This window comes from Ottowia beijingensis (assembly GCF_042680925.1).
GTDB lineage: Bacteria > Pseudomonadota > Gammaproteobacteria > Burkholderiales > Burkholderiaceae_C > Ottowia > Ottowia beijingensis.
In genome coordinates this window covers 600,006-625,480 of record NZ_JBHUEP010000007.1, presented here as the reverse complement: position 1 = coordinate 625,480, position 25,475 = coordinate 600,006, and the positions used below count along the sequence as shown (strand labels likewise).

At 67.4% G+C, this 25,475-nt stretch carries 25 protein-coding genes; 17 read left to right on the top strand and 8 right to left on the bottom strand.

Features of this window, described 5'->3' with window-relative positions; all coding sequences use genetic code 11:
* Window positions 1-18: 18 nt before the first annotated feature.
* The 6 genes from ACFSCU_RS12300 to ACFSCU_RS12275 all read right to left on the bottom strand — a co-directional run bounded on the left by ACFSCU_RS12300 (window position 19) and on the right by ACFSCU_RS12275 (window position 5,517).
* On the bottom strand, window positions 19-921 hold the full coding sequence (locus ACFSCU_RS12300) for a DUF1932 domain-containing protein (RefSeq protein ID WP_180551411.1): 903 nt from the start codon (window positions 919-921) through the stop codon (window positions 19-21).
* Window positions 922-1,027: 106 nt separating this feature from the next.
* Window positions 1,028-2,185: an ABC transporter substrate-binding protein gene (locus tag ACFSCU_RS12295; protein ID WP_180551410.1), complete on the bottom strand. Its 1,158-nt coding sequence runs from the start codon at window positions 2,183-2,185 to the stop codon at window positions 1,028-1,030.
* A 55-nt stretch (window positions 2,186-2,240) separates the two neighbouring features.
* A complete protein-coding gene (locus tag ACFSCU_RS12290; RefSeq protein WP_180551409.1) occupies window positions 2,241-2,948 on the bottom strand; it encodes an ABC transporter ATP-binding protein in 708 nt (235 codons plus the stop codon).
* Window positions 2,935-3,699 (bottom strand): ABC transporter ATP-binding protein, encoded by a 765-nt coding sequence (locus ACFSCU_RS12285; RefSeq protein WP_180551408.1) that lies wholly within the window; start codon window positions 3,697-3,699, stop codon window positions 2,935-2,937. Before ACFSCU_RS12285 ends, ACFSCU_RS12290 begins: the two co-directional genes overlap by 14 nt.
* Window positions 3,686-4,654, bottom strand: coding sequence for a branched-chain amino acid ABC transporter permease (locus ACFSCU_RS12280; RefSeq protein ID WP_180551407.1), 969 nt, complete (start codon window positions 4,652-4,654; stop codon window positions 3,686-3,688). Before ACFSCU_RS12280 ends, ACFSCU_RS12285 begins: the two co-directional genes overlap by 14 nt.
* Window positions 4,654-5,517: a branched-chain amino acid ABC transporter permease gene (locus tag ACFSCU_RS12275; RefSeq protein WP_333707194.1), complete on the bottom strand. Its 864-nt coding sequence runs from the start codon at window positions 5,515-5,517 to the stop codon at window positions 4,654-4,656. The genes ACFSCU_RS12280 and ACFSCU_RS12275 overlap by 1 nt, the downstream gene beginning before the upstream one ends.
* Before the next feature lie 329 nt (window positions 5,518-5,846).
* Between ACFSCU_RS12275 and ACFSCU_RS12270 the strand changes: the two genes are divergently transcribed.
* A complete protein-coding gene (locus tag ACFSCU_RS12270; RefSeq protein WP_180551405.1) occupies window positions 5,847-6,680 on the top strand; it encodes an IclR family transcriptional regulator in 834 nt (277 codons plus the stop codon).
* Between the two features lie 98 nt (window positions 6,681-6,778).
* On the opposite strand, the gene ACFSCU_RS12265 is transcribed toward ACFSCU_RS12270, so the two are convergent.
* Complete coding sequence (locus ACFSCU_RS12265) at window positions 6,779-7,747, bottom strand: Bug family tripartite tricarboxylate transporter substrate binding protein (protein ID WP_180551404.1); 969 nt, start codon at window positions 7,745-7,747, stop codon at window positions 6,779-6,781.
* Window positions 7,748-7,917: 170 nt separating this feature from the next.
* On the opposite strand from ACFSCU_RS12265, the gene ACFSCU_RS12260 reads away from it, so the two are divergent.
* The 6 genes from ACFSCU_RS12260 (at window position 7,918) to ACFSCU_RS12235 (ending at window position 14,828) form a co-directional block, all read left to right on the top strand.
* On the top strand, window positions 7,918-8,709 hold the full coding sequence (locus ACFSCU_RS12260) for a crotonase/enoyl-CoA hydratase family protein (RefSeq protein ID WP_180551403.1): 792 nt from the start codon (window positions 7,918-7,920) through the stop codon (window positions 8,707-8,709).
* Window positions 8,710-8,781: 72 nt separating this feature from the next.
* Window positions 8,782-10,683, top strand: coding sequence for a feruloyl-CoA synthase (locus ACFSCU_RS12255; protein WP_180551402.1), 1,902 nt, complete (start codon window positions 8,782-8,784; stop codon window positions 10,681-10,683).
* Between the two features lie 226 nt (window positions 10,684-10,909).
* Window positions 10,910-12,157, top strand: a complete 1,248-nt coding sequence (locus tag ACFSCU_RS12250) for a thiolase family protein (RefSeq protein ID WP_377560808.1) — start codon at window positions 10,910-10,912, stop codon at window positions 12,155-12,157.
* Between the two features lie 196 nt (window positions 12,158-12,353).
* Window positions 12,354-13,118 (top strand): SDR family NAD(P)-dependent oxidoreductase, encoded by a 765-nt coding sequence (locus ACFSCU_RS12245; RefSeq protein ID WP_180551400.1) that lies wholly within the window; start codon window positions 12,354-12,356, stop codon window positions 13,116-13,118.
* A gap of 114 nt (window positions 13,119-13,232) precedes the next feature.
* A complete protein-coding gene (locus ACFSCU_RS12240; protein ID WP_180551399.1) occupies window positions 13,233-13,646 on the top strand; it encodes an acyl-CoA thioesterase in 414 nt (137 codons plus the stop codon).
* 42 nt (window positions 13,647-13,688) lie between these two features.
* Window positions 13,689-14,828, top strand: a complete 1,140-nt coding sequence (locus ACFSCU_RS12235) for an ABC transporter substrate-binding protein (protein WP_377560807.1) — start codon at window positions 13,689-13,691, stop codon at window positions 14,826-14,828.
* Between the two features lie 153 nt (window positions 14,829-14,981).
* On the opposite strand, the gene ACFSCU_RS12230 is transcribed toward ACFSCU_RS12235, so the two are convergent.
* A complete protein-coding gene (locus ACFSCU_RS12230) occupies window positions 14,982-15,149 on the bottom strand; it encodes a hypothetical protein (protein ID WP_377560805.1) in 168 nt (55 codons plus the stop codon).
* A 20-nt stretch (window positions 15,150-15,169) separates the two neighbouring features.
* On the opposite strand from ACFSCU_RS12230, the gene ACFSCU_RS12225 reads away from it, so the two are divergent.
* The 10 genes from ACFSCU_RS12225 to ACFSCU_RS12180 all read left to right on the top strand — a co-directional run bounded on the left by ACFSCU_RS12225 (window position 15,170) and on the right by ACFSCU_RS12180 (window position 25,428).
* Window positions 15,170-16,954: an acyl-CoA dehydrogenase family protein gene (locus ACFSCU_RS12225; RefSeq protein WP_377560803.1), complete on the top strand. Its 1,785-nt coding sequence runs from the start codon at window positions 15,170-15,172 to the stop codon at window positions 16,952-16,954.
* Window positions 16,951-17,433 carry a MarR family winged helix-turn-helix transcriptional regulator gene (locus ACFSCU_RS12220; protein ID WP_308645889.1) on the top strand — a complete coding sequence of 161 codons (483 nt, stop codon included), beginning with the start codon at window positions 16,951-16,953 and terminating at the stop codon, window positions 17,431-17,433. The genes ACFSCU_RS12225 and ACFSCU_RS12220 overlap by 4 nt, the downstream gene beginning before the upstream one ends.
* 149 nt (window positions 17,434-17,582) lie before the next feature.
* Window positions 17,583-17,891 (top strand): winged helix-turn-helix transcriptional regulator, encoded by a 309-nt coding sequence (locus ACFSCU_RS12215; RefSeq protein ID WP_333707184.1) that lies wholly within the window; start codon window positions 17,583-17,585, stop codon window positions 17,889-17,891.
* Between the two features lie 150 nt (window positions 17,892-18,041).
* The gene (locus ACFSCU_RS12210; RefSeq protein WP_180551397.1) at window positions 18,042-18,389 is read left to right on the top strand and encodes an FKBP-type peptidyl-prolyl cis-trans isomerase; all 348 of its coding nucleotides are present in this window, start codon (window positions 18,042-18,044) and stop codon (window positions 18,387-18,389) included.
* 247 nt (window positions 18,390-18,636) lie between these two features.
* Window positions 18,637-19,170 carry a nucleotide exchange factor GrpE gene (grpE, locus tag ACFSCU_RS12205; protein WP_257645875.1) on the top strand — a complete coding sequence of 178 codons (534 nt, stop codon included), beginning with the start codon at window positions 18,637-18,639 and terminating at the stop codon, window positions 19,168-19,170.
* An 83-nt stretch (window positions 19,171-19,253) separates the two neighbouring features.
* Window positions 19,254-21,191, top strand: a complete 1,938-nt coding sequence (gene dnaK / locus ACFSCU_RS12200) for a molecular chaperone DnaK (RefSeq protein WP_180551395.1) — start codon at window positions 19,254-19,256, stop codon at window positions 21,189-21,191.
* 111 nt (window positions 21,192-21,302) lie between these two features.
* Window positions 21,303-22,433: a molecular chaperone DnaJ gene (gene dnaJ, locus ACFSCU_RS12195; protein WP_377560802.1), complete on the top strand. Its 1,131-nt coding sequence runs from the start codon at window positions 21,303-21,305 to the stop codon at window positions 22,431-22,433.
* A gap of 167 nt (window positions 22,434-22,600) precedes the next feature.
* Window positions 22,601-23,116: a MarR family winged helix-turn-helix transcriptional regulator gene (locus tag ACFSCU_RS12190; RefSeq protein ID WP_180551394.1), complete on the top strand. Its 516-nt coding sequence runs from the start codon at window positions 22,601-22,603 to the stop codon at window positions 23,114-23,116.
* A gap of 28 nt (window positions 23,117-23,144) precedes the next feature.
* Window positions 23,145-24,329, top strand: a complete 1,185-nt coding sequence (locus tag ACFSCU_RS12185; RefSeq protein ID WP_377560800.1) for a multidrug effflux MFS transporter — start codon at window positions 23,145-23,147, stop codon at window positions 24,327-24,329.
* Window positions 24,330-24,426: 97 nt separating this feature from the next.
* Complete coding sequence (locus tag ACFSCU_RS12180; protein ID WP_377560798.1) at window positions 24,427-25,428, top strand: NADP-dependent oxidoreductase; 1,002 nt, start codon at window positions 24,427-24,429, stop codon at window positions 25,426-25,428.
* The last annotated feature ends 47 nt before the right edge of the window (window positions 25,429-25,475 follow it).

Here is a 25,475-nt window from a genome sequence, read left to right as displayed (position 1 = left end):
GTGCGTCGATGGGGACGCTCAGCCCTTGCGCGCCGCGATCAAGGCATCGGCAAAGGCCTGCCACGCAGCGCCCGCTGGCAATTCCTTGAACACGCCAGCCCGTGCCTGGTCGGCCACCCACTGCTGCTTGTCGGCGATGGCCCGGGTCATGAGGGGCTCGAAGCCGGCCTCCTGCACCGTGCGGGCGGATTCGCGCATCTCCTCGGCGCGGCGCTGGCCGTGCTGCACCACGCGGCTGAAGAAATAGGCGCCCTGCTGGGTCCAGTCGATGCCCGGAAACGTTTCCTGCAAGGTGGGCAGCACATGGTCCTCGACGCCGTAGGCGCGGGCGGCCGCATAACTCTCGATCACCAGCGCCTCCAGCCCCTTGATCATCACGCTGCGGCACATCTTGATGGCGCTGGCCACGCCCAGCTGCGCGCTCACCACCTTCACATCCATGCCCCAGGCGCTCAGCCGCTCGGCCAGCGCGCCCGCGCGGGCACCGCCCAGCAGCATGGGCACCCGGATGCCGTAGGGCGGCACCGAGGTCATCACGCCCGCTTCGATGTAATGCGCCCCGGCACCCTCGATGAGCGCGGCACACTGCTGCTTGGTGCCGGGCGAGGCGGAATTGAGGTCGAGAAACCAGGTGCCGGGGCGAACATGGCGTGCGGCCTCTTCGGCCACCGCCAGCGTGCTGGAGGCGGTGACGGCGGAAACGAGCACATCGCTCGCCGCACACAGGCTGGACGATGAATCGTGCGCCTGCACGCCGGCCTGCGCGGCGTGGCGGCGCTCGGCCTCGCGCGTGTCTGCCCGGTCGAACTTCAGGTCCCACGCGCCCACCTGCGCCACGCCGGGCTGGGCGCGCAGACCGGCGCTGAATATCTTGCCGACTTCACCGTAGCCGATGAAGCCCAGGTGGACCATCTCACTCATTTTTCGGTCGCTCCAAAAAAACAGGAGGTCCTCGGCACAGCCGGGACCTCCTGCAGCTGGCGGCCTGGCGTGGTGCCTGCGCCGCGCTGGCCATCAATGGCTGGGTTTACTTGATCGCAATTTCCTTGACTTTACCGCCTTCCACCACGGCGATGCGGCCGTTGGCGGTGGTGCCACCCTTGTCATCCACGCCGGTGAAGCCGAACGGGTTGGTGCTGGGCGGCATGGCCTTGAAAGCCTTGTCCAGGTTCGCGCGGATGGCCATGGCGTCGGTGGTGGTGCCGGCCAGCTTCATGGCGTCCACGGTCACATGCACGGCGGTGTAGTTGAACATGGCCTCGGTGCCGGGGTCACGGCCATTGGCGAACTTGCGGTAACGGGCCACGAAGTCCTTGGCGGCGGGCTTCTGATCGTCCACGACTGGCAGCACGCCCACCGCGCCTTCGAGCGGGCCCAGGCCGCCGGTGATCTTGGCAATCTCGTCGATCTTGGCCTGGTCGATGATCATGAAGCCGCCCTTGAAGCCCAGTTCGCGCGCCTGCTTGATGACCAGGCCGGTGGGCTCGGAGGCGCCGCCGATGAACATCAGGTCCGGCTTGGCCGCCAGCACGCGGCTGACGCCGCTGTAGAAGTCGGTGGCGCGGTTGTAGGACATCAGGTTCTCGGCCACCACCTTGCCGCCAGCGGCTTCCCAGGCCGGCTTGAACGCGGCCACCCAGGCCTTGCCGTAGTCGTGGTCCGCGCTGGCGATGGCCACGTTCTTGCCGAACTTGGCCATGGTCTGCTCGATGAACGGCTTGATGTAGACCGTGTACTCGGGCGGGATGCGCAGCGTCAGCTTGTTGCCGCGCGCGGTGATCTGCGGCACGCTGGAATAGCCCAGCACCAGCACCTTGAGCTGCTCGTTGATGGCCTGCATGGCGAAGATGCCGCCCGAGTGCGGTGTCAGCACCGCCGGCGTCTTGTGCTGCTGCACCAGGCGCTGGGTGTTGGTGGCGGCTTCGCTGGGGTTGTACTTGTCGTCCAGCGCCACCAGCTCCAGCTTGTACTTCTTGCCGGCCACGTCGAAGCCGCCGGCGTCATTCACTTCCTTGACGGCCATCTCCATGCCGCTGAGCACGTTCTTGCCGTACTGCGCGGCGCCGCCGCTCAGCGGGCCGGTGTAGCCGATCTTGACGACCTCCTGCGCCAGCGCCGGGGCGGCACCGAGGGCGCCTGCGGTCAGCAGGCCGGCGCACAGGCGGATCGTGGTCTTGAACTTCATGGGTGTCTCCTTGGGTCAGTTCAGGTGAAAAACTCGGGTCAACGCTGCGAAAAGGCTACGCGCCGATGTAGGCACGACGCACCTCGTCGTTGTGCAACAGGCTCTCGGGATCGCCTTCCATGACGATGCGGCCGTTCTCCAGCACATAGGCGCGGTGGGCAATTTTGAGCGCGGCGAAGGCGTTTTGTTCCGCCAGCAGCACGGTGGTGCCGGCCTGGTTGATGCGCTGGATGACCTCGAAGGTCTGCTTGATCACCAGCGGCGCCAGGCCGAGCGAGGGTTCATCGAGCAGCAGCATCTTGGGGCGGCCCATCAGCGCGCGGCCGATGGCCACCATCTGCTGCTGCCCGCCCGAGAGCGAACCGGCCGGGTCGTCCTTCTTCTCGCGCAGGATGGGGAACAGCTGGTAGACGTCCTCCAGCCGCTGGCGGTTGCCCTCGCCATCGCGGCGGTGCACGTAGGCCCCCAGCATCAGGTTCTTCTGCACCGACATCATGGGGAACAGCTTGCGCCCCTCGGGGCACTGCACCACGCCCGCCTGCACGATGGCCGAGGGCTTGCGGCCGATCAGCTGCTGCCCGTCGTACTGGATGCTGCCGCCGGCGGCGCGGTGGATGCCGCTGATGGTGAGGAAGATCGAGCTCTTGCCCGCGCCGTTGGCGCCCAGCAGCACCACCAGTTCACCCTGCTTCGCGTGCAGCGTGACGCCGTCGAGCGCCTTGAAGCTGCCATAGTTGAGCGATACGTTCTCAAGCGTCAGCATGGTCGCTCCCCAGGTAGGCGTCGATGACGACGGGGTTGGCGCGGATTTCGGCCGGCGTGCCCTCGGCGATCTTCTCGCCGTAGCTCAGCACCATGATCTTGTCGGCCAGGCTCATGATCATGTTCATCTTGTGCTCGATCAGGCACACGGTGATGCCGCTCTTGACGATCTTGCGGATCAGCTCGGCCAGGCCTTGGGTCTCGTCGGGGTTTACGCCACCGGCCGGCTCGTCGAGCAGCAGCAGGCGCGGGTTGGTGGCCAGCGCCAGCGCAAAGGCGACGCGCTTGCGCTCTTCCTGAGAGATGTCACCGGCCATGCGGTTTTCCAGGTGCGAGCCGCCGACGAAGTTGAGCGCGTCGCGCGCCTTCTCGCGGCAGATGCGCTCTTCCTCGCGCAGCAGGCTGGAGCCGCGCAGCACGTCCAGCAGGCCCGACCTGGTGCGCAGGCGGTGGCCGACGATCAGGTTGTCGAGCACCGTGGCCATGTCGAACAGCGACGTGGTCTGGAAGGTGCGTGCCACGCCCAGCTGCGCCACCTGGTCGGGCCGCAGCGAGGTCACGTCGTCACCCTGCAGCGTGATGGTGCCCGAGGTGGGCTTGTGCACGCCGGCGATCAGGTTGAAGAAGGTGGTCTTGCCGGCGCCGTTGGGGCCGATGATGGCGTTGATCTTGCCCGTCTCGATGGTGGTGCTGACGTCGTTGACCGCCAGCAGCCCGCCGAAGCGCTTGGTCAGGTGTTCAATCTTGAGCACGGCGCGCCTCCGACTTCTGCGCGGCCTGGCGCGCGCGCCAGCCCAGGTAGGTGCCCACGATGCCGTGCGGCACGAAGATGACCAGAAACACCAGCAGCGGCCCGAACACCAGGAAGCGGTATTCCTGCAGGAACTGCAGGTACTGCGTCAGCCACGGCATGCCCAGCGCGCCCAGCAGCGGGCCCAGCACCGTGCCCAGGCCGCCGACGATCATGAACATGGTCATGTCGAAGGTGTGCTCCACCGCCGCGATGTCGGGGCCGATGAAACGCACGTAGCCCGCGTACAGCGCACCGGCGATACCGGCGTAGAACACCGACAGCATGAAGGACAGCGTCTTGGTGCGCATCAGGTTGGTGCCCAGCGCCTCGGCCAACTCTTCACTGTTGCGCACCGCCATGAAGGTGCGGCCCAGCAGCGAGCCGACGATGCGACGCATGGCCCACACGCCCACCACCAGAAACAGCAGCGCCAGGTAGTACAGCGACAGCGGCGAGTCGAAGGTGATGAAGCCCAGCGACGGTGCGGGGATGCCCATGATGCCGACGGTGCCGTGCGTCAGGCCCTCCCACTTCTCGATCACCAGGAACATGATGTAGCCCACGCACAGCGTGAAGATCGAGAAGTAGTGCCCGCGCAGCCGCAGCGACAGGATGCCGATGAAATAGCCCAGCACCGTGGTGACGACGCCGGCCAGCGCGAAGGCGATCCAGTACGGCACCTGGTGGTCGACGGTCAGGATGCCCACCGTGTAGGCACCCACGGCCATGAAGCCGGCGTGCGCCAGGTTGAACTGCCCGGTGTAGCCCGTGATCAGGTTCAGCCCCAGCGTGGCGATGGCGAAGATGAAGGCCTTGCCCATCACCGTCAGCAGGTAGTCGTTGCTGGCCAGCAGCGGAAACGCCAGGCCAGCGGCGATCAGCAGCCACCAGCCCCATTTTTCAAGCCAGGCCATCAGCGTGCTCCCTTGGCGAACAGGCCCTGCGGGCGCACCGACAGGATCACCACCAGCAGCACGAAGGCGATGATGTCCTTGTAGTCGGTCGAGATGTAGAACGCGCCGAAGCTCTCGGCAAAGCCGATGATCAGCCCGCCCACGATGGCACCCGGCACGCTGCCCATGCCACCCAGGATGATGATGACGAAGGCCTTGGTGATCACCAGGTGCCCCATGGCCGGAAACACCAGGTTGATGGGCGCGTACAGCGTGGCCGCGATGGCCGCCAGCGCGCCCGAGATGGCGAAGGTGAGCATGGCCACGCGGTTGGCGTCGATGCCCACCAGCGAGGCGCCGTCGCGGTTCTGCGCCATGGCGATGATGGTCGAGCCCATCACCGTGCGCGTCAGGAACAGGTGCAGCACCACCATCAGCGCAAAGGCCGCGCCGATGATCATCAGCCGCTGGATCGGCGCCGTGACACCCGCCAGGTCGATGATGCCGGGGTAAGGCGTCTGCATGCGCTGGAAGTCGGCGCCCCAGATGGCCTGCGCCGCCGCCTCGAGGAACAGCAGCACGCCGATGGCCGCCACCATGGGGTGCAGGCCCGAGGCGTTGCGCAGCGGGTGGAACACGATGCGCTCGGCCAGCACCGACAGCGCCGCCACCGCCAGTGCCGACACGCCCATCGCCACCCAATAGTTGAAGCCCCAGGCCGTCATGGCATGGAACGAAACGAACGCCCCCACCATGTAGAACGCGCCATGGGCGAAGTTGGGCACGTGCAGGATGCCGTACACCAGCGTCAGGCCCAGCGCCACCAGCCCGTAGACGCCGCCCAGCGTGAGGCCGTTGAGCACCTGCTGCAGGAACATGTCCATCAGGCGCCACTCCTGTTCATGTACAAGTCGCCGCGCCGCCACGCTTGGCGCTTGGTGCGCCGCAGGCCTGGCGGGGCCACGCTGGTCTCCATCGTTCTGTTCTGCATCCTGGCGGATTCCTTCCAACAAGTCACCGTGAGAGAGGGAATTCAGCTTAACCAGCGCCCTTCTGCCGTAGGATCGTGGTTCTGCACTGCAGAACGATATCGGGTAAACCCCGAAAAAAATGAACGCATCGAAGTCACGTGGATGACTCGGCTTTGCGCAGGCCGCAGATGCGGCCGCCGTGCCGGCAGCCCACCGAAGCGTGCACCCGACCCCATCACGACATGAACGAAAACCCCGCCGGCCCCGCCAAGGAAGACCGCCACTTCGTCACCGCCCTGGCGCGCGGCATGGAGGTGCTGGCCTGCTTCCGCGCCGGCGACCGGCTGCTGGGCAACCAGGAGATCGCGCAGCGCTGCAGGCTTCCCAAGTCCACGGTGTCTCGGCTGACGTATACGCTGACCCGGCTGGGCTACCTGAACCACGTCGAGGAACTGGGCAAGTACCGCCTGGGCGTGGCCACCTTCGCGCTCAGCAGCACCATGGTGGCGAACCTCGACGTGAACGACGTGGCCGGCCCCTTGATGCAGGAGCTGGCCGACTTCGCGCGGGCCGAGGTGGCGCTGGGCGCGCGCGACCGCCTGTCGATGGTGTACCTCGTGCATTGCCGCAGCAAGGACCTGCACAACCGCGAGTTGCGCATCGGCTCGCGCTTGCCTCTGGCGGTCACGTCGATGGGCCGCGCCTGGCTGGCCGGCTGCGAGCCCAAGGACCGCGACGCCGTGCTGCGCAGCCTGCAGAACCGCCGCCCCAGGGATTGGCCACGGCTTTCGTCCGAGATCGACGAGGCGCTGCAGCAGCACCGCCGCGATGGGGTCACGATGGTGGTGGGCGGCTGGCAGGCCGGCATCAACGCCATTGCGCGGCCGTTGCGGCTCGGCAGCGGTCGGCCGCTGCTGTCGCTCAGTTGCGGCGGCCCCGGCTTCGTGCTGCCGCCGGACTACCTGCTGCACAGCATCCGGCCGCGCCTGATCGAGCTGGCGGCGCGCATCGAAACCGCCATGCTGCGCCTGCCGGCCACCGCGGTGCGTACCCGACGCGCCGCTGGCACGACCTGAGCGCTCGCCGCCGACGCCGCATCCGGCGCCATTGCTATCAATAAAAGAGCTGCTTGCGCTTTACTGGCGGGCGCTCAGGCCCTAAATGGCTTGAAAACTCATTGCCGGGCAATGCCCGCCCTGTCGATCACCTCGCTCCAGCGCCGGATGTCGCCCGACAGCATGCGGGCCGCGTCCTGCGGCGTGCCAGGGTGCGGATCGAGGTTCAGCGCCTCCAGCTTCTGGCGCACGCCGGCATCGGCCAGCGCAGCATTCACGGCCTTGTTCAGTTGCTCGACCACCGCCGCGGGCGTCCTGGCCGGCACGGCCAGCCCGTTCCACGATGCGGCGTTCAGGCCCTTCACGCCCAGTTCCTGCGCCGTGGGTACATCGGGCAGCACGCGCGAACGCCGGGCACCCGTCACCGCCAGGGGCCGCAGCGCCTTGCCCTGGATCTGCGCCAGCAGCGGGCTCAGGATGTCCAGCCCGGCGTGCAGCTGGCCGCTGCGGATGGCGGTGATCACGTCGGGCGTGCCCTTGAACGGCACCACCTGCAAGTCCAGCCCCGCCGCGCTCTTGAACAGCTCGGCCGCCAGGTGCTGGGTGGTGCCGATGATGGGCGTGCCCAGGTTGAGCTTGCCCGGGTTCTGGCGCGCGAACTGGAGCAGATCGCCCAGCGTACGGAAGTCGCCGCCCTCGTTGGCGACGATGACCAGATCGAAGGTGGCCAGCGGCGCCACGGGCGTGAAGGCCTTGAGGGTGTCGAACGGCAGCGCCTTGAACAACGCCGCGCTGACCGCCGTGCCGCTGGAGATCAGCAGCAGCGTGTGACCATCGGGCGCTGCGTTGGCCACCGTCTGCCCTGCCACCACGCCACCGGCGCCGGGGCGGTTGTCAATCACCACGGGCTGGCCCAGCGTGCGGGCCATGTGCTCGCCCACCGCGCGGGCGGTGATGTCGGCCGCGCCGCCGGGCGCATTGGGCACCACGATGCGCACGGCTTTGGCGGGGAATTTGGTCGCAGCGACGGCGGCGGTCGGGCAGAGTGCGGCAGCGGCGCTGGCAAGCAGAAACTGGCGTCGGGTCATGAAGGCTCCTGAACTGCCGACCACTGGCGCCCACGCGCTGCCGACATCGCTTGCATTTTGCCAAGCGCGCTTGGTCTGGATGAATCAAGGGAAAACCCTCCCCGGGAAGACCGCCAGACAGCTTGTTTTTAGTTATCGTTGATAACCATAATGACGCCCAAGGAGACCCCATGGCCAAGCCCAGTCAAGACATTTCGCTCGAACTCGCGGGCAAGAAGAAGGAAATCGCCGTCGTTCGTCTGACGCGCGCCGCCAAGCGCAACGCGCTGTCGGACGGCCTCATCGCCGCGCTGCGCGACACCTTCCAGAACCTGCCTTCCAGCGTGCGCGCCGCCGTGATCGACGGTGAAGGCGAGCATTTCTGCGCCGGGCTCGACCTGTCGGAACTGAAGGAGCGCGATGCCGGCGAGGGCCTGCACCATTCGCGCAGCTGGCACATGGCGCTGGACGCGGTGCAGTACGGCCCGGTGCCGGTGGTCGCCGCGCTGCACGGCGCTGTGGTCGGCGGCGGGCTGGAGCTGGCCAGCGCCGCGCACATCCGCGTGGCCGACGCCACCACTTTCTACGCCCTGCCCGAAGGCACGCGCGGCATCTTCGTCGGCGGCGGCGGCTCGGTGCGCATCCCCAAGCTGATCGGCGTGGCGCGCATGACCGACATGATGCTCACGGGCCGCGTCTACAACGCGCAGGACGGCGAGCGCCTGGGTTTTGCGCAGTACCTGGTGGCCGAAGGCCAGGCCTTCGACAAGGCCATGGAACTGGCCGAGCGCATCGCCACCAACGCGCCGCTGACCAACTACGCGCTGATGCACGCCCTGCCCCGCATCGCCGAGCAGCCGGCCGACCACGGCTTCATGACCGAGGCGCTGATCAGCGCCATCGCCCAGGCCGCGCCTGAAGCGAAACAGCGTGTGCGCGATTTTCTTGAAGGCAAGGCCGGCACCAAGGTGAAGAAGGCTTGAAGCCTTTTTGACCTCCAGCGCCTGATGGACAAGCGCGAGCAGCTATCAAAAAAAGAGTGGAGTGAGACAAGCATGAGCAACGCGACCGGCGCTGCGGCAGCGCCACCGAAGTACCGCCCCTTGACCTTCGGCGTCACCCGGGTGAACGTGCGCGGCGAAGACGGCGGCGTGCAGCACCTGGCCGCCGACGTGCCGCTGCAGCCTTTTGGCGAGCGCATGTCCGACCGCCTGGTCCACTGGGCGAAAACGACCCCCGACGAAACCTTCGTCGCCCAGCGTGAGCGCCTGACGGGCGGTCAGCTGGGCGACTGGCGCCGCGTGAGCTACGCCCAGACGCTGGACGCTGCACGCCGCATCGGCCAGGCGCTCATCGACCGCGGCCTGTCGCAGGAGCGCCCCGTCGTCATCCTCAGCGACAACGGCATCGACCACGCGCTGCTGGCGCTGGGCTGCATCTACGCGGGCATTCCGTTCTCGCCGGCTTCGCCCGCCTACTCCACCATCAGCAAGGACTACGGCAAGCTGCGCCACGTGATCGACACGCTGACGCCCGGGCTGATCTGGGCCGAGGACGGCGAGCGCTACGGCCCGGCGCTGGCGGCCACTGCGCCGGCCGATTGCGAGATCGCGGTCTCGCGCCACGCCGACCACCCGAACCTGAAGGGCCGAAAGGCCACGCTGCTGTCCGAGCTGCTGGCCACCGAGCCGACGCCCGCGGTGGATGCCGCGCAGCAAGCCACCACGCCCGACACCATCGTCAAGTTCCTGTTCACCAGCGGCTCGACCAAGCTGCCGAAGGCGGTCATCAACACCCACCGCATGTGGTGCGCCAACCAGCAGCAGATGCGGCAGTCGATGCCGATCCTGACCGAGGAGCGCCCCGTACTGATCGACTGGCTGCCCTGGAACCACACCTTCGGCGGCAACCACAATGTCGGCATGGTGCTGAACAACGGCGGCACGCTCTACATCGACGAGGGCAAGCCCACGCCCGCGCTGGTGGGCGAAACGCTGCGCAACCTGCGCGAGATCGCGCCCACGATGTACTTCAACGTGCCGACCGGCTTCGAGGCGATTGCCAACGCCATGAAGACGGACGACGCGCTGCGCCGCAACTTCCTCTCGCGCGTCAAGATGTTCTTCTTCGCCGGTGCCTCGCTGGCGCAGCCGGTGTGGGATTCGCTGTTCGAGAGCGCCGAGCGCGAGGTCGGCGAGCGCATCGTCATGACCTGCGGCTTCGGCATGACCGAATCCAGCCCCTACGGCCTGTTCCCCACCAGTCCCGACATCAAGGCCGGCGAACTGGGCCTGCCCACGCCGGGCATGGAATGCAAGCTGGTGCCCATCGACGGCAAGACCGAACTGCGCTACCGCGGCCCCAACATCACGCCCGGCTACTGGCGCGCGCCCGAGGCCACGGCCGAGGCGTTTGACGAGGAAGGCTTCTTCTGCACCGGCGACGCCGTGCTGTGGGTCGACGTGGCGGACAAGCACAAGGGCCTGCGCTTCGACGGCCGCATCGCGGAAGACTTCAAACTGGCCACCGGCACCTTCGTCAGCGTCGGTCCGCTGCGCGGGCGCGTGATCGCCGGCGGCGCGCCGTACATCCAGGACGTGGTCGTCACCGGGCTGAACCGGCACGAAGTGGGCGCGCTGGTGTTCCCGACGCAGGCAGTGCGCTCGCTGGTCGATCTGCCGCCCGATGCGCCTTTTGAAACGGTGCTGAAGCAGCACGCCGTGCTGCAGAAGTTCCAGAGCCTGGTCACCGACCTCTCGCTCACCGCCACCGGCAGCGCCAACCGTGTCACGCGCCTCATGCTGATGGCCGAGCCGCCGTCGATCGACCTGGGTGAAGTCACCGACAAGGGGTCGATCAATCAGCGCGCCGTGCTGAAACACCGCGACGATCTGGTGCAGGCGCTGTATGACGAGCCGCCAGGGCACATCGTCATCAAGCCGGGCGTGAACCTGTGACCTGCTCGGTATTCACTCCCTCGCCCCTCTGGGGAGAGGGCCCGGGGTCCCCGCGAAGCTCTGCTTCGTGCGGTGGAGGTGGGGGTGAGGGGCTGGCGTCCATGCGCACTGGTGCATGGTCAGCCCCCACCCCAACCCTCCCCCAGCGGGGGAGGGAGTAAAGCACCCTCACCCCTGCCCTCTCCCGCGCGCGGGAGAGGGAGTAAGAGAAAGACAAGGACAAACAATGGCCACCCAAGGATTCTTCACCCCCTTCAACGACGTCTGGATGCTCGACGGCGTGCGCACACCGATGGTCGATTACTGCGGCGCGCTGGGCCACATCTCGCCCACCGACCTCGGGATCAAGGCGGCGCGCGAAGCACTCAAGCGCGCCGGCGTGGCGCCGTCGGACATCGGCTCGGTCGTCACCGGCAACATGGCGCCGGGCGATTTCGATCAGTTCTTTCTGCCGCGCCACATCGGCCTGTACGCCGGCGTGCCAGTGGCGGTGCCGGCCATCATGGCGCAGCGCATCTGCGGCACCGGCTTCGAGTTGTTCCGCCAGGCGGGCGAGCACATCCAGGGCGGCGCTTGCGAGGCGGCGCTGGTCGTCGGCACCGAGAGCATGACGCGCAACCCCATCGCCGCCTTCGACCACCGCACCGGCTTCAAGCTGGGTGCGCCGGTGGGCTTCAAGGACTACATGTGGGAGGCGCTGAAGGACCCGGCCGCCGGCATCAACATGATCCAGACCGCCGAGAACCTGGCCAGGAAATACGGCATCACGCGCGAACAGGTGGATGAGTTCGCGCACCAGTCCTTCGCCAAGGCGGTGGCGGCACAGGAAAGCGGCTTCCTGGCCGGCGAGATCGTGCCGGTGGTCACCGAGAAGTTCGAGTTAGACGGCTACAAGCCACGCGGCATCAAGCTGCAAGGCAAGGTGACTGAAGTGGCGCAGGACACGCACCCGCGGCCCTCGCCCATCGAGGTGCTGGCCAAGCTGCGGCCGGTGTTCGAGGGCGGCGTGCAGACCGGCGGCAATTCGTCGGCGCTGGTGGATGCGGCCGCCGCGGCCGTGGTCGCCTCGGGTGCGTATGCCAAGGCCCATGGCAAGCAGCCGCTGGCGCGCATCATCGGCGCGGCGGCGGTCGGCGTACCGCCCGAGATCATGGGCATCGGCCCCGCGCCGGCCATCCGCCTGCTGCTGGAGCGCACCGGCCTCAAGCTCGACGACATTGGTCGCTTCGAGGTCAACGAGGCGCAAGGCGCGCAAACGCTGGCCGTGGCCAAGGAACTGGGCATGGATTTGGACAAGCTCAACGTCAACGGCGGCGCCATCGCGCTCGGCCATCCGCTGGCGGCCACGGGCGTGCGGCTGACGATCACGGTGGCGCGCGCCATGCAGCGCGATGGCGTCAAGTACGGTATCTCGTCAGCTTGTGTGGGCGGCGGCCAAGGCATCGCGCTGCTGCTCGAAAACCCGGGCGCCTGACAAGACCACCAACAGCCGGACGCAGAGGACGCAAAGATTCCGCAGAGGACGCAGAAAAAACCGAAAAAATTTTTGGCTGTTCTTTTGCGCCCTCTGCGAAACCTCTGCGCCCTCTGCGTACGGAAGTTTTTAAGCCTTTCAAGCTATCAGCCCCTTCCCACCAGCGCAGGCAGCTATTAATTCAGGAGAAACCAAGATGCAGATCAAAGGACAAGCAGCCCTCGTCACCGGCGGTGGCTCGGGCCTGGGCGAGGCCACGGCGCGCGAGCTGGCGCGCCTGGGCGCCAAGGTGGCGGTGCTCGACGTGAACCTCGACAACGCCAAGAAAGTGGCGGCCGACATCGGTGGCATCGCGCTGCAGGCCGACGTGACCAGCGGCCCCAGCATGGAAGCCGCCCTCGCCGAAGCCGCCGCCGCGCACGGCCCGGCGCGCATCCTGATGCAGATCGCCGGCATCGGCACCGCCAAGCGCGTGATCGGCAAGGACGGCAATGCCGCCTCGCTGGAAGACTTCGCCAAGGTCGTCAACGTCAACCTGATCGGCACCTACAACGCCGCGCGCCTGTTCGCAGCCGCCTGCGCCAAATTGGAGCCGATGGAAGACGGCGAGCGCGGCGCCATGGTGTTCACCGCCAGCGTGGCCGCGTTCGACGGCCAGGTGGGCCAGCAGGCCTACAGCGCGTCGAAGGGCGGCGTGGTCGGCATGACGCTGCCCATGGCGCGCGACCTGGCCCAGCATGGCATCCGCGTGTGCACCATCGCGCCCGGTCTGTTCAACACGCCGCTGATGCGCACGCTGCCCGAGCCCGTGCAGCAGTCGCTGGCCGCGTCGATCCCCTTCCCGTCGCGCCTGGGCAAGCCGGAAGAGTTCGCCGAGCTGGCCTGCCACATCGTCAGCAACGGCCACCTGAACGGCGAGGTGATCCGCCTGGATGGCGCGCTGCGCATGGCGCCGCGCTGATGACGAAACGATCTCGCTGCGCTTCGATGACGGACGAGTCATTTCGTCATTGAAGCCGCGCAGCGGCAAAGTCATTCCGTCATCGAACAACCTCGTGAAAACCCCAGCAACCCCATGAGCAAAGAAACCGTTTACGACGTGAAGGTGATGTTCGGCGACTGCGATCCCGCCGGCATCGTGTTCTTTCCCAATTTCAGCAAGTGGATGGACGCGGCCTCGCTGCACTTCTTCGTCGAGTGTGGCATCCCGCCCTGGCGCGAGCTGAAGAAAACCACCGGCATCATCGGCACGCCCCTGCTGGAGATCCACACCAAGTTCATGAAACCGGCCACCTACGGCGACCTGATCCACGTGCACACCAGCATCGAAAGCTGGGCCGCCAAGACCTTCGTGCAGAAGCACGTGGTCAAGAAGGACGGCGTGGTGCTGTGCGAAGGCCGCGAGACGCGCGCCTTCTGCATCCACCCCGAGGGCGGCCGCCTGCAGGCCATTCCTGTCCCGGACTTCATCAAGGAAGCCTGTTCCTGATCCGCAGTCACTTTTTTAAACCACCCACCAAGGAGACGACCCATGACCCGCTACACCCTCAAGGCCATCGTGGCCGCCACCGCCATCGCCGCCAGCGGCGCCGCGATGGCGCAGATCACCATCGGCGTCATCGCGCCCATGACCGGCCCGGCCTCGGGCCTGGGCATTCCGGCCGGCAACCAGGCCAAGCTGTGGCCCAAGGAGATCGCCGGCCAGAAGCTCAACGTGATCGTGCTCGACGACGCCACCGACCCGACCCAGGGCGTGCAGCACGCCAAGAAGCTGGTCACCGCCGACAAGGTCGACGTGCTGATGAGCTCGGTGGCCACGCCGGTGGCCGCCGCCATGGCCCAGGTGGCCGAGGAATCGGCCACGCCGCAGATCGCCTGGTCGCCGGTGGCCGTGCCCGCGGGCAAGGACAAGTGGCTGTTCCGCATGCCGCAGTCCAACGCCGTGATGGGCCACGCCATCATCGAGCACATGAAAAAGCAGGGCGTCAAGAGCGTCGGCTTCCTGGGCTACAGCGACGCCTATGGCGAGACCTGGCTCAACGACTTCCGCCCGCAGGCCGAAAAGGCCGGCATCAAGTTCGGCCCGGTCGAGCGCTTTGCCCGCGCCGACACCAGCGTGACCGGCCAGGTGCTCAAGCTCGTGTCGGCCAACCCCGATGCGATGCTGGTCGTCGCCTCCGGCTCGGGCGCGGCCATGCCGCAGATGGCGCTGGTCGAGCGCGGCTACAAGGGCAAGATCTACCAGACCCACGCCGCCGCCACGCGCGATTTGATGCGCGTGGGCGGCAAGTCGGTCGAGGGCGGCTTCGTTGTCAGCGGCCCGGCGGTGCTGGCCGAGCAGCTGCCCGATTCGCACCCCGCCCGCGGCGAGGCGATCAAGTTCGTGCAGCAGTACGAGAAGGCCTACGGCCCCGGCTCGCGCAACCAGTTCGCCGGCCACGCCTACGACTCCATCATCGTGATGGAAAAGGCCGTGCCGATTGCGCTGAAAACCGCCAAGCCCGGCACGCCCGAGTTCCGCGCCGCCCTGCGCGACGCCTTCGAGAAGATTGGCAAGACCACCCTGGCCCACGGCGTGCTGAACTGGACGGCGCAGGACCACTGGGGCTACACCGACGACACCGGCGTGATGATGCGGGTGACCGGCGGCGAGTTCAAGGTGGAGAAGTAAACCAACCGACGCGCGCGGCGATGGCGGCGATGACGGCGCTGGCGCGCCATGACTTCGCCGCTGCGCGGCGTGGATGACGGCGGCTGCGCCGCCATGACAGGGCGCGGCCCGCCAAGCACAAGCGCTGGCGTCATGAAAGTGGGGGGGGACCTTCTAAATTTTTCTCTCCATGAAAAAGGCCGCTAGCGCCCATCCACCGGGCGCAAGCAGCTTCTTTTTTGATATTGGCATGCTGCGCCAAATGGCTATCGCCTGATCTGTCTCATCCACCCCGCCCGTCTCCTTCATTTCGTCCTGCCCGCCGCGCAGCGGCGGCGTCATTGCAGTCATTTGACCAGCCCATGAACGCCTACCAAGTCCCCGTCGATGCGCTGAACCACATCCTGTTCAATGTGCTGCAGGCGCCTCGGCAATTGGCCGCCCTGCCCGCCTTCGCCGAGGCCGACGAGGCGCTGATGCGCCAGCTGCTCGATGAGATGGGCAAGCTCGTCAGCGGCCGCATCGCCCCGCTCAACCGCGTGGGCGACGAGCTCGGAGCCCAGTGGCACGGCGGCGCCGTCACCATGCCGCCCGGCTTTCGCGACGCCTACCAGGCCTTCTGGCAGGCCGGCTGGCCGGCGCTCAGCGCCGCGCCCGAAGACGGCGGCCAGGGCCTGCCCGCAGTGCTTGATGCGGCGCTGTACGAAAGCCTCTCCGCCGCCAACCACGGCTGGACCATGGCGCCCGGCCTGCTGCACGGCGCCTACGAATGCCTGAAGCACCACGGCAGCGAGGCGCTGAAAAGCCAGTACCTGCAGAAGATCGCCACAGGCGAATGGCTGGCCACCATGTGCCTGACCGAGCCGCACGCCGGCAGCGACCTGGGCCTGTGCGCCACCCGCGCGCTGCCGCAGGCCGACGGCACTTATCTGCTCAACGGCACCAAGATCTTCATCAGCGGCGGCGAGCACGATTTGACCGACAACATCGTGCACCTGGTGCTGGCCCGCCTGCCCGACGCACCGCCGGGGCCCAAGGGCCTGTCGCTGTTCCTGGTGCCGAAGTTCTACGCCGACGGCTCGCGCAGTGCCGTGGTGTGCGAGCGCATAGAGGAAAAGATGGGCCTGCACGGCTCGCCCACCTGCGTCATGCGCTTCGACGACGCGCGCGGCTGGATCGTCGGCGCGCCCGGCAAGGGCCTGAATGCGATGTTCGTGATGATGAACGCCGCCCGCCTGCACGTGGCGCTGCAAGGCATCGGCCTGCTGTCGGCCGCCTGGCAGAAGGCCGACGCCTACGCGCACGAGCGCAAGCAGATGCGCGCGCCGGGGGCGAAGGAAACCAGCCCGAGCGGCGACGGGCCGCCCCGAGCCGCGAGCGCCCCCTCGGGGGGCAGCGCAGCCCGCGCAGCGGCAAGCGTGGGGGCCAGTTTCATCATCGAACACCCCGCCATGCAGCGCACGCTGAACACCCAGCGCGCCTGGCTCGACGCCAGCCGCGTGCTGGCCTACCAGACCGCGCTGGAACTCGACATCGCCAAACACCACCCCGACCCGGCGCGCCGCCAGCAGGCCGAGCGCTGGTGCGCGCTGACCACACCCGTGCTGAAAAGCGCCTGCACCCACCAGGCCTTCCACGGCGGATCGGACTGCCTGCAGGTCTTCGGCGGCCACGGCTACGTGCGCGAATGGGGCATCGAGCAGCATGTGCGCGACGCGCGCGTGGCCATGATCTACGAGGGCACCAACGAAATCCAGGCCATCGACCTGCTGGTGCGCAAGGTGCTGGCCGACGGCGGCGCCGGCCTGTGCGCGCTGCTGGACCACGCCTGCGCCGACCTGGGCTCGGGCGCCCTGGCCGCCCCCGTGTCGGCCTGCTTCGACCGCCTGCAGGCCCTTACCCGCGCGCTGGCCGGCGCCTGCGCGCACGACGCCACCCTGGCCTACTGGGTGGCCGACGACTACCTGCGCGCCGTCGCCATCGCCCTGCTCGGCTGGGCCGGCGCGCGCCTTGAGGCCGCCGCCGACGCGGCGCCCGAGCCGCAGCGCTGGCGCGCCGCGACCCAGGCCCTGGGCCGCTGGGTGCTGCCCGAGTTCGACATGCGCTGCGCCATCATCAGCCAGCGACTGCCCGTGGCCGCCCCGTGAACACCGCCGCCGACCCCAGCGCCGACCTCGACCCCGCGCCGGCCGCCGTCGACACGGTGGACAGCAGCTACCTGCAAACCCTGGTCGGCTACAACGCGCGCATGGCAGCGCTGGCCGTCATCGGCCACATCCTGCCGGGCATGGCCAGGTTCGGGCTGCGCATCGTTGATTTTTCGATACTTTCGATCATTTTTCACAACCCGGGTATCACTTCGAAGCAGTTGTGCGGTGCCCTCAACCTGCTGCCGCCCAACCTGGTGGGCAAGATCGGCACGCTGGAAAAGCGCGGCCTGCTGGTGCGCCACCCGCACCCGCAGGACGGCCGCGCCCTGGGCCTGCAGCTCACCGCCGAGGGCCGGGCCCTGATGCAGCAGGCCGAACTGGCCGTGGCCGGGCTGGAAGCGCAGTCCACCCAGGCCCTGACCACCGCCGAGCGCCGCACGCTGATCCGCCTGCTGCAGAAGCTCTACCTTGGCTAGGGTTTTCCCGCCCCGCCAGAGGGGTGCGTAATTTTTGTAGCGCCAACCCCACGGCCTGCTGGCTTGAGGAGCTATGAAACTGCTAGCGTGCTACCAATTTGCGATATAGTCCGCCTGACGCACCTAGCGAACCTGAGGAGAAGCCTGACATGAGTTCCAAAGAAAACGCCGCCACAGGCCAGTTGCTGGCGCTGCTCGAAGCGCGCTACGCCATCCGCGTGCTGTGGGCGCTGCGCGATGGCCATCCCCAGACCTTCCGCCTGCTGCAGGACAGCGTGGGCGGCATCACCCCCAACACCCTGAACACCCGCCTGAAAGAGCTGCGCGCCGCCAACCTGGTCACGCACGGCTCCGACGGCTACAGCCTCACGCTCAGCGGCACCGACCTGGTCAAACGCCTGTCGGATCTGCAGGCTTTCGCCACCAAGTGGGTGGCGGCGCAATCGAAGAAGAAGTGATCGAACCCCAGGGGTGAATGCGCAGGCCTGGCCGGCGCCCTTCCCCCCTGTTTTCACAGGCGGCACATGGCCGCCTTTTCTTTCTCAATCAAATCCGGCTGCAACCGGCGCCCATCAAGCGCCAGCAGCTATCAACACAGAAGCAAAATCATGAGCAACACCGGCCTGCAGATCACCGACGTCAAGCCCGGCACCGGCGCCGAGGCCAGGAAAGGCGCCACGGTCACCGTCCACTACACCGGCTGGCTCTACAACGATGGCGAGCAAGGCGCCAAGTTCGACTCCAGCCGCGACCGGGGCGACCCGTTCCAGTTTCCGCTGGGCGCCGGCATGGTCATCAAGGGCTGGGACGAAGGCGTGGCCGGCATGAAGGTGGGCGGCCAGCGCACCCTCATCATCCCGCCCGAGATGGGCTATGGCGCGCGCGGCGCCGGCGGCGTGATTCCGCCGAACGCCACGCTCAAGTTCGACGTCGAGCTGCTCGGAGTCTCGGGCTGACGCGCCAGCTCGGTCCGCGCCAACCCATTCAGGCCGCCGTTTCGGGCGGCCTGTTGCTTTCTGCGGGGTGTTTTCCGGCGGTTTTCAGGCGCATTGGCAGCGCTTTTCGCCCCGAAAAAACACTTGAAAAGCCTTGGGCCGCATCCATCTGAGAACACGAGCCTTATCCTCCACCAGACCGTTTTTTCTGTTGCAGAGCATGTCAGACCCTCGGAACACGCCCCCCCAGCCCCCCTTTTTCGACCCCATGGACCCGCCCATGAGCCCTGAAGAGCTGGAGGCCGCAGCCGCCGCCAACGAGGCTGATGCGGCAGCCCAACTCGACAACGCCCTGGGCGAGGTCGAGACCCTGAAGACCAAGGTGGCCGAGCTGACCGACCAGGCGCTGCGCGCCCAGGCCGAAGCCCAGAACGCCCGCCGCCGCGCCGACGACGAGATCGCCAAGATCCGCAAGTTCGCCGTCGAATCCTTCGCCGAAAGCCTGCTGCCCGTGCTCGACAGCCTGGAGGCCGGCCTGAAGGTGGACAACGCCAGCGCCGAACAACTGCGCGAAGGCACCGAGGCCACGCTGCGCCAGTTGCTGGCCGCGCTGGAGCGCAACAAGGTGGTCGAGGTGAACCCCGCCGCCGGCGACCGTTTCGACCCCGCCAACCAGCAGGCCATCAGCATGGTGCCCGCCGACCAGGAAGCCAACACCGTGGTCAGCGTGCTGCAGAAGGGCTACACCATTGCCGACCGCGTGCTGCGCCCGGCGCTGGTCACGGTCACCGCGCCCAAATAAAGCCCTGCGCCCGGCTTGAAAAGCCCCCGCGCAACCGCAGTTTCAAAGCATTCAACCTTTTTTGAGCATTCACGGAGAACAACATGGGAAAGATCATCGGCATTGACCTGGGCACCACCAACAGTTGCGTGTCCATCATGGAAGGCAACTCGACCAAGGTGATCGAGAACGCCGAAGGCGCGCGCACCACGCCGTCCATCGTCGCCTACCAGGAAGACGGCGAGGTGCTGGTCGGCGCGCCGGCCAAGCGCCAGGCCGTCACCAACCCCAAGAACACCATCTACGCCGTCAAGCGCCTGATCGGCCGCAAGTTCAGCGAGAAAGAAGTGCAGAAGGACATCGACCTGATGCCCTACAGCATCGTGGCCGCCGACAACGGCGACGCCTGGGTGGAAGTGCGCGGCAAGAAGCTGTCGCCGCCCCAGATCAGCGCCGAGATCCTGCGCAAGATGAAGAAGACCGCCGAGGACTACCTGGGCGAGCCGGTCACCGAGGCCGTCATCACCGTTCCCGCCTACTTCAACGACAGCCAGCGCCAGGCCACCAAGGACGCCGGCCGCATCGCCGGGCTGGAAGTCAAGCGCATCATCAACGAGCCCACCGCCGCGGCGCTGGCGTTCGGCCTGGACAAGCAGGAAAAGGGCGACCGCAAGATCGTCGTCTATGACCTGGGCGGCGGCACCTTCGACGTCTCGATCATCGAGATCGCCGACGTCGACGGCGAGAAGCAGTTCGAGGTGCTGGCCACCAACGGCGACACCTTCCTGGGCGGCGAGGACTTCGACCAGCGCATCATCGACTACGTGATCGGCGAGTTCAAGAAAGACCAAGGCGTCGACCTGAGCAAGGACGTGCTGGCCCTGCAGCGCCTGAAGGAAGCCGCCGAGAAGGCCAAGATCGAGCTGTCGAGCACGGCCGCCACCGACATCAACCTGCCCTACATCACGGCCGATGCTTCGGGCCCCAAGCACCTGAACATCAAGCTGACCCGCGCCAAGCTGGAAAGCCTGGTCGAGGAACTGATCGAGCGCACCATCGCGCCCTGCCGCACCGCCATCAAGGACGCCGGCGTGGCCGTGGGCGACATCCATGACGTGATCCTGGTCGGCGGCATGACGCGCATGCCCAAGGTGCAGGACAAGGTCAAGGAGTTCTTCGGCAAGGAGCCGCGCAAGGACGTCAACCCCGACGAGGCCGTGGCCGTCGGTGCCGCCATCCAGGGCCAGGTGCTCAGCGGCGACCGCAAGGACGTGCTGCTGCTCGACGTCACCCCGCTCAGCCTGGGCATCGAAACCCTGGGCGGCGTGATGACGAAGATGATCACCAAGAACACCACCATCCCGACCAAGTTCGCCCAAACCTTCTCCACCGCCGACGACAACCAGCCGGCGGTGACGATCAAGGTGTTCCAGGGCGAGCGCGAGATGGCTAGCGGCAACAAGCTGCTGGGCGAGTTCAATCTGGAAGGCATTCCGCCGGCGCCGCGCGGCCTGCCGCAGATCGAGGTGACCTTCGACATCGACGCCAACGGCATCCTGCACGTGTCCGCCAAGGACAAGGGCACGGGCAAGGAAAACAAGATCACCATCAAGGCCAACTCGGGCCTGTCCGAGGCCGAGATCCAGCAGATGGTGAAGGACGCTGAGCTGAACGCGGCCGAGGACCACAAGAAGCTGGAACTGGTGCAGGCGCGCAACCAGGGCGACGCCATGGTGCACAGCGTGCGCAAGTCGCTCACCGAGCACGGCGACAAGCTGGAAGCCGGCGAGAAGGATGCCATCGAGGCCGCCATCAAGGACGTCGAGGAAGCCCTGAAGGGCGACGACAAGGCCGCCATCGACAGCAAGACCGAGGCGCTGATGACCGCCAGCCAGAAGCTGGGCGAGAAGATGTACGCCGACGCGGCCGCTGCCGCCCAGGCCGCCGGTGCGGGCGCTGCCCCTGGTGCCGGTGCACAGGCTTCCGCCGCGGCCGACGACAACGTGGTCGACGCCGAAGTGAAGGAAGTCAAGAAGGACTGAAGCCACGGCGTGCGCCGGTGACCACCGCCCGCGCACCGCCTTTGCCGCCGCGCAGAAGATTCCCCGGAATCGGCTGCGCGGCGTTTGTCTGAGCAGTTTCGAGAAACGTTGATGGCCACCAAGCGCGACTATTACGAAGTCCTGGGCGTTCCCAAGAATGCGTCCGACGACGAGATCAAGAAGGCCTATCGCAAGCTGGCGATGAAATACCACCCTGACCGCAACCAGGGTGAGGCGGCGGCCAGCGCCGAGGTCAAGTTCAAGGAGGCCAAGGAAGCCTACGAGATGCTGTCCGACCCGCAGAAGAAGGCCGCCTACGACCAGTACGGCCACGCGGGTGTCGACCCGAACATGCGCGGCGGGCCGGAAGGCTTCGGCGGCTTTGCCGAGGCCTTTGGCGACATCTTCGGCGACATCTTCGGCGGCGCCCGTGGCGGGCGCGGCGGCCATCAGATATACCGCGGCGCCGATCTCAGCTACGCCATGGAGATCACGCTGGAGGAAGCCGCCGCCGGCAAGGACGCGCAGATCCGCATCCCCAGCTGGGACGAATGCGACACCTGCCACGGCTCGGGCGCCAAGCCCGGCACCAGCGCCACCACCTGCGGCACCTGCCATGGCCAGGGCGTGGTGCAGATGCGGCAAGGCTTCTTCAGCGTGCAGCAGACCTGCCCGCACTGCCGCGGCACCGGCAAGCTGATCAAGGACCCCTGCGGCAACTGCCACGGCCAGGGCAAGGTGAAGAACCAGAAGACGCTGGAGGTGAAGATCCCCGCCGGCATCGACGACGGCATGCGCATCCGCTCGGCCGGCAACGGCGAGCCCGGCACCAACGGCGGCCCGCCGGGCGATCTGTTCATCGAGATCCGCACCAAGAAGCACGACATCTTCGAGCGCGACGGCGACGACCTGCACTGCGTGGTGCCGATCAGCTTCGCGCAGGCGGCGCTGGGCGGCGAGATCGAGGTGCCCACGCTGAACGGCAAGGCCGCCATCGACATCCCCGACGGCACGCAGGCCGGCAAGCAGTTCCGCCTGCGCGGCAAGGGCATCAAGGGCGTGCGCTCGTCCTACCCGGGCGACCTGTACTGCCACATCAGCATCGAAACGCCTGTCAAGCTCACCGAACACCAGCGCAAGCTGCTGAAGGAGTTCGACGAGTCGCTGAAAAAAGGCGGCGCCAAGCATTCGCCCAGCACCGAAAGCTGGACCGACCGGCTCAAGAGCTTCTTCGGGGCCTGACCACCACCCACCCCTGACCGGTCCCGACCGCCACGCCCGAACCGGCCGTGGCGGTTTTTTCTTGCTGATCGCCCGGGCCCGCTCACCGCTGAGGCCATGAACCGCCAGCGACGACGGATCGCTCGATAATGATTGCATATACAACACTTGCAGATACAATCTTTCGCATGCAGAACGCCGCCACGCCCCAAGGGTGCACGAACCTCAAGCTGCGCCAGCTCACGCGCATGGTGACGCGCCACTACGACCGCCATGTCGCCGAGACGGGCCTGAAGAACACCCAGTATGCGCTGCTGTCGCACGTGGTCGGGCTGGGGCCGGTGCGCCCGGGCGAACTGGCCAGGCGCATGCACATGGATGCCTCGACCCTGACCCGCAACCTGCAGCCCCTGGTGGCCCAGGGCTGGCTGAGCATCGGCGCGGGCAGCGATGCGCGCAGCCGCCTCGTCGAAGCCACCGAGGCCGGCCGCGCCAAGCGCGCCGAAGGGCAGCGCGCCTGGAAGGCGGCCCAGCTGGCGCTCAACCAGCGCCTTGGAACGCAGCGCGTGGCAGCGCTGCATGCCCTGCTGGACACCTGCATCGCCTGCCTTGACGAAGGCGCCGATGGCACCGCGGAAGACGCCGCTGCACCGGTTGACGAAAGTGGCCGCCACCGGCGCCGCCAGACACAACCGTCCACCTGAGCGCACGATGCAGGAGCGAACTCCTCTTATGCCAGCCGATGAGACGCGGCAGACGCCGGCCAGGCTGTCCCCGGAACAGCTGTTCCTGCTGGCCGGCCTGGCGGCGCTGGGCGCACTGGCCACCAACATCATCCTGCCGGCCTTTCCCGACATGGCGGCCGATCTTGGCACCTCGGTGCTCGACCTGAGCGCCACGCTCAGCAGTTTCTTCGTGGCCTTCGCGGTGGGCCAGCTTTTCGTCGGGCCGCTGTCGGACCGGTTCGGCCGCAAGTGGCTGGTGTTGTCCGGCCTCGCCATCTTCGTTGCCGGCAGCGCGATCTGCGCGCTCGCCACCACCTTGCCGCAGCTCATTGGCGGGCGCGTGGTGCAGGCGCTGGGCGTGTGCGCGACCTCCGTGCTGTCGCGCGCCATTGCGCGCGACCTGTTCGACGGGGAGGCGCTGGCGCGCACGCTCGCGCTCATCATGGTGGCGATGGCGGCCGCACCGGGTTTTTCGCCGCTGCTCGGCGGCGCATTGAACAGCGGGCTGGGCTGGCAATCCAGCTTCGGTTTCGTCGCCGTGCTGGCCGTGGTGCTGGCCATTCATTACCACGCCAGGCTGGGCGAAACGCATGCGGCCGACCGGCGCGCGGCCTTCTCCGTGGCCGCCATCCTGCGCACCTACGGCGGTCTGCTGGCCGACCGGCGCTTCATCACGCCGGCGCTGGCGGTGAGCCTCGTCATCGGGGCCTTGTACGCCTTTTTCGCGATGGCGCCGGCGATCCTGATGACCGGCTTCCACTTCTCGCCGTGGGGGCTGGGCATCTTCTTCGCGTCCACCGTGTTCGTGGTGTTCGGCGCCGGTTGGCTGGCGCCTCGCGTGGCCCGCCGCTGGGGCGCCGTGCGGGCGGCCCGCGCCGGCATCGGCATCGCGCTGCTCGGCGGCGTGGCGATCCTGCTCGGCCGGCAGGAGATCGTCTTTTTTTCAGCCGCGCTGACGGTGTTCCTGCTGGGCATGGGCATGATCAACCCGCTGGGCACCGCCATCGCGCTGCAGCCCTTCGGCCGCCAGGCGGGTGCCGCCTCGGCGCTGCTCGGCTTTCTGCAGATGGGTTGTGCGGCCGTGGCCATCAGCGCCGGTGCGGCGCTCGATGCGCCGGCCTATACGTTGTTCGGCATCATCCTGACCGCCAGCCTGACGCTGGCGTTCCTCGCGTTCCTTGCCCTGCGGTGAGCCGGCCTGTTTGCAGGCGCTGGCTCGGCAACGGTGCGCAGCAAGCACGGCGCGCAGCACACCAAGCTCACCCTCCACTCCAACACGCCCCCTCGACATGAAAGCCTTCGTCATCCATCGTTACGGCAAGAACGAAGTCGGCCAGATCGCCGACATGCCTGAGCCCGCACTGCGCGACGATGACGTTCTGGTGCAGATCCACGCGGCCAGCGTCAACGTGCTGGACATCCGGATCCGCTCCGGCGCGCTGAAGCCGATCCTCCGCTACCGCCTGCCCTTGATCCTCGGCAACGACATGGCCGGCACGGTCGTGCGCGTCGGCCCGCGCGTGCGCCGCTTCCATCCCGGCGACGCCGTGTATGCCCGCCCCGATCAGGAGCGCATCGGCACCTTCGCCCAGTTCATCGCCGTCCGCGAAGACGATGTGGCCCCCAAGCCGCGCAACCTGAGCATGGCGCAGGCCGCGTCGATTCCCCTGGTCGGCCTCACGGCCTGGCAGGCATTGGTCGAGATCGCGCAGCTGAAAGCCGGCCAGAAGGTCTTCATCCATGCCGGTTCCGGCGGGGTGGGCACCATCGCCATCCAGCTCGCCAGGCACCTGGGCGCCCATGTCGCCACCACCACCAGCACGGCCAACGTCGACGCGGTGAAGGCGCTGGGTGCGGACGTCGTCATCGACTACAAGCAGCAGGCGTTCGAAACCGTCTTGCGCGACTACGACGTCGTGCTGCACAGCCTGGGCAAGGACGAACTGGAGAAGTCGCTGCAGGTGCTCAAGCCCGGCGGCCAACTCATCTCCATCTCCGGCCCGCCCACCGCGGACATGGCGGACCAGCTGCGGCTGTCGTGGCCCATCAGGCAAGTCCTGCGCTTGCTCAGCCACGGCATCCGAACCAAGGCGCGGCAGCGCGGCATCCGCTACGCATTCCTCTTCATGACAGCAAACGGCGGCCAGTTGCGCGACATCACCGCGCTGATCGAGGCGGGCGCCATCAAGCCGGTGGTGGATCGCGTCTTCCCGCTGGACGTGGCGGCAGACGCCCTGGCCTACGTGGCAACCGGCAGGGCCAAGGGCAAGGTCGTCATCACGGTGCCATGAGGGGCGTCGCGCGCCACCTTAAGCCAAGCTTCAGCCAGCATCGCCAC

Excerpts from the sequence above, each read along its gene's own strand:
- ACFSCU_RS12300 (WP_180551411.1), bottom strand. The coding sequence starts at position 921 with ATGAGTGAGATGGTCCACCTGGGCTTCATCGGCTACGGTGAAGTCGGC.
- ACFSCU_RS12295 (WP_180551410.1), bottom strand. The coding sequence starts at position 2,185 with ATGAAGTTCAAGACCACGATCCGCCTGTGCGCCGGCCTGCTGACCGCA.
- ACFSCU_RS12290 (WP_180551409.1), bottom strand. The coding sequence starts at position 2,948 with ATGCTGACGCTTGAGAACGTATCGCTCAACTATGGCAGCTTCAAGGCG.
- ACFSCU_RS12280 (WP_180551407.1), bottom strand. The coding sequence starts at position 4,654 with ATGGCCTGGCTTGAAAAATGGGGCTGGTGGCTGCTGATCGCCGCTGGC.
- ACFSCU_RS12275 (WP_333707194.1), bottom strand. The coding sequence starts at position 5,517 with ATGGACATGTTCCTGCAGCAGGTGCTCAACGGCCTCACGCTGGGCGGC.
- ACFSCU_RS12270 (WP_180551405.1), top strand. The coding sequence starts at position 5,847 with ATGAACGAAAACCCCGCCGGCCCCGCCAAGGAAGACCGCCACTTCGTC.
- ACFSCU_RS12265 (WP_180551404.1), bottom strand. The coding sequence starts at position 7,747 with ATGACCCGACGCCAGTTTCTGCTTGCCAGCGCCGCTGCCGCACTCTGC.
- ACFSCU_RS12260 (WP_180551403.1), top strand. The coding sequence starts at position 7,918 with ATGGCCAAGCCCAGTCAAGACATTTCGCTCGAACTCGCGGGCAAGAAG.
- ACFSCU_RS12255 (WP_180551402.1), top strand. The coding sequence starts at position 8,782 with ATGAGCAACGCGACCGGCGCTGCGGCAGCGCCACCGAAGTACCGCCCC.
- ACFSCU_RS12250 (WP_377560808.1), top strand. The coding sequence starts at position 10,910 with ATGGCCACCCAAGGATTCTTCACCCCCTTCAACGACGTCTGGATGCTC.
- ACFSCU_RS12245 (WP_180551400.1), top strand. The coding sequence starts at position 12,354 with ATGCAGATCAAAGGACAAGCAGCCCTCGTCACCGGCGGTGGCTCGGGC.
- ACFSCU_RS12240 (WP_180551399.1), top strand. The coding sequence starts at position 13,233 with ATGAGCAAAGAAACCGTTTACGACGTGAAGGTGATGTTCGGCGACTGC.
- ACFSCU_RS12235 (WP_377560807.1), top strand. The coding sequence starts at position 13,689 with ATGACCCGCTACACCCTCAAGGCCATCGTGGCCGCCACCGCCATCGCC.
- ACFSCU_RS12230 (WP_377560805.1), bottom strand. The coding sequence starts at position 15,149 with ATGACGCCGCCGCTGCGCGGCGGGCAGGACGAAATGAAGGAGACGGGC.
- ACFSCU_RS12225 (WP_377560803.1), top strand. The coding sequence starts at position 15,170 with ATGAACGCCTACCAAGTCCCCGTCGATGCGCTGAACCACATCCTGTTC.
- ACFSCU_RS12215 (WP_333707184.1), top strand. The coding sequence starts at position 17,583 with ATGAGTTCCAAAGAAAACGCCGCCACAGGCCAGTTGCTGGCGCTGCTC.
- ACFSCU_RS12210 (WP_180551397.1), top strand. The coding sequence starts at position 18,042 with ATGAGCAACACCGGCCTGCAGATCACCGACGTCAAGCCCGGCACCGGC.
- grpE (WP_257645875.1), top strand. The coding sequence starts at position 18,637 with ATGGACCCGCCCATGAGCCCTGAAGAGCTGGAGGCCGCAGCCGCCGCC.
- dnaK (WP_180551395.1), top strand. The coding sequence starts at position 19,254 with ATGGGAAAGATCATCGGCATTGACCTGGGCACCACCAACAGTTGCGTG.
- dnaJ (WP_377560802.1), top strand. The coding sequence starts at position 21,303 with ATGGCCACCAAGCGCGACTATTACGAAGTCCTGGGCGTTCCCAAGAAT.
- ACFSCU_RS12190 (WP_180551394.1), top strand. The coding sequence starts at position 22,601 with ATGCAGAACGCCGCCACGCCCCAAGGGTGCACGAACCTCAAGCTGCGC.
- ACFSCU_RS12185 (WP_377560800.1), top strand. The coding sequence starts at position 23,145 with ATGCCAGCCGATGAGACGCGGCAGACGCCGGCCAGGCTGTCCCCGGAA.
- ACFSCU_RS12180 (WP_377560798.1), top strand. The coding sequence starts at position 24,427 with ATGAAAGCCTTCGTCATCCATCGTTACGGCAAGAACGAAGTCGGCCAG.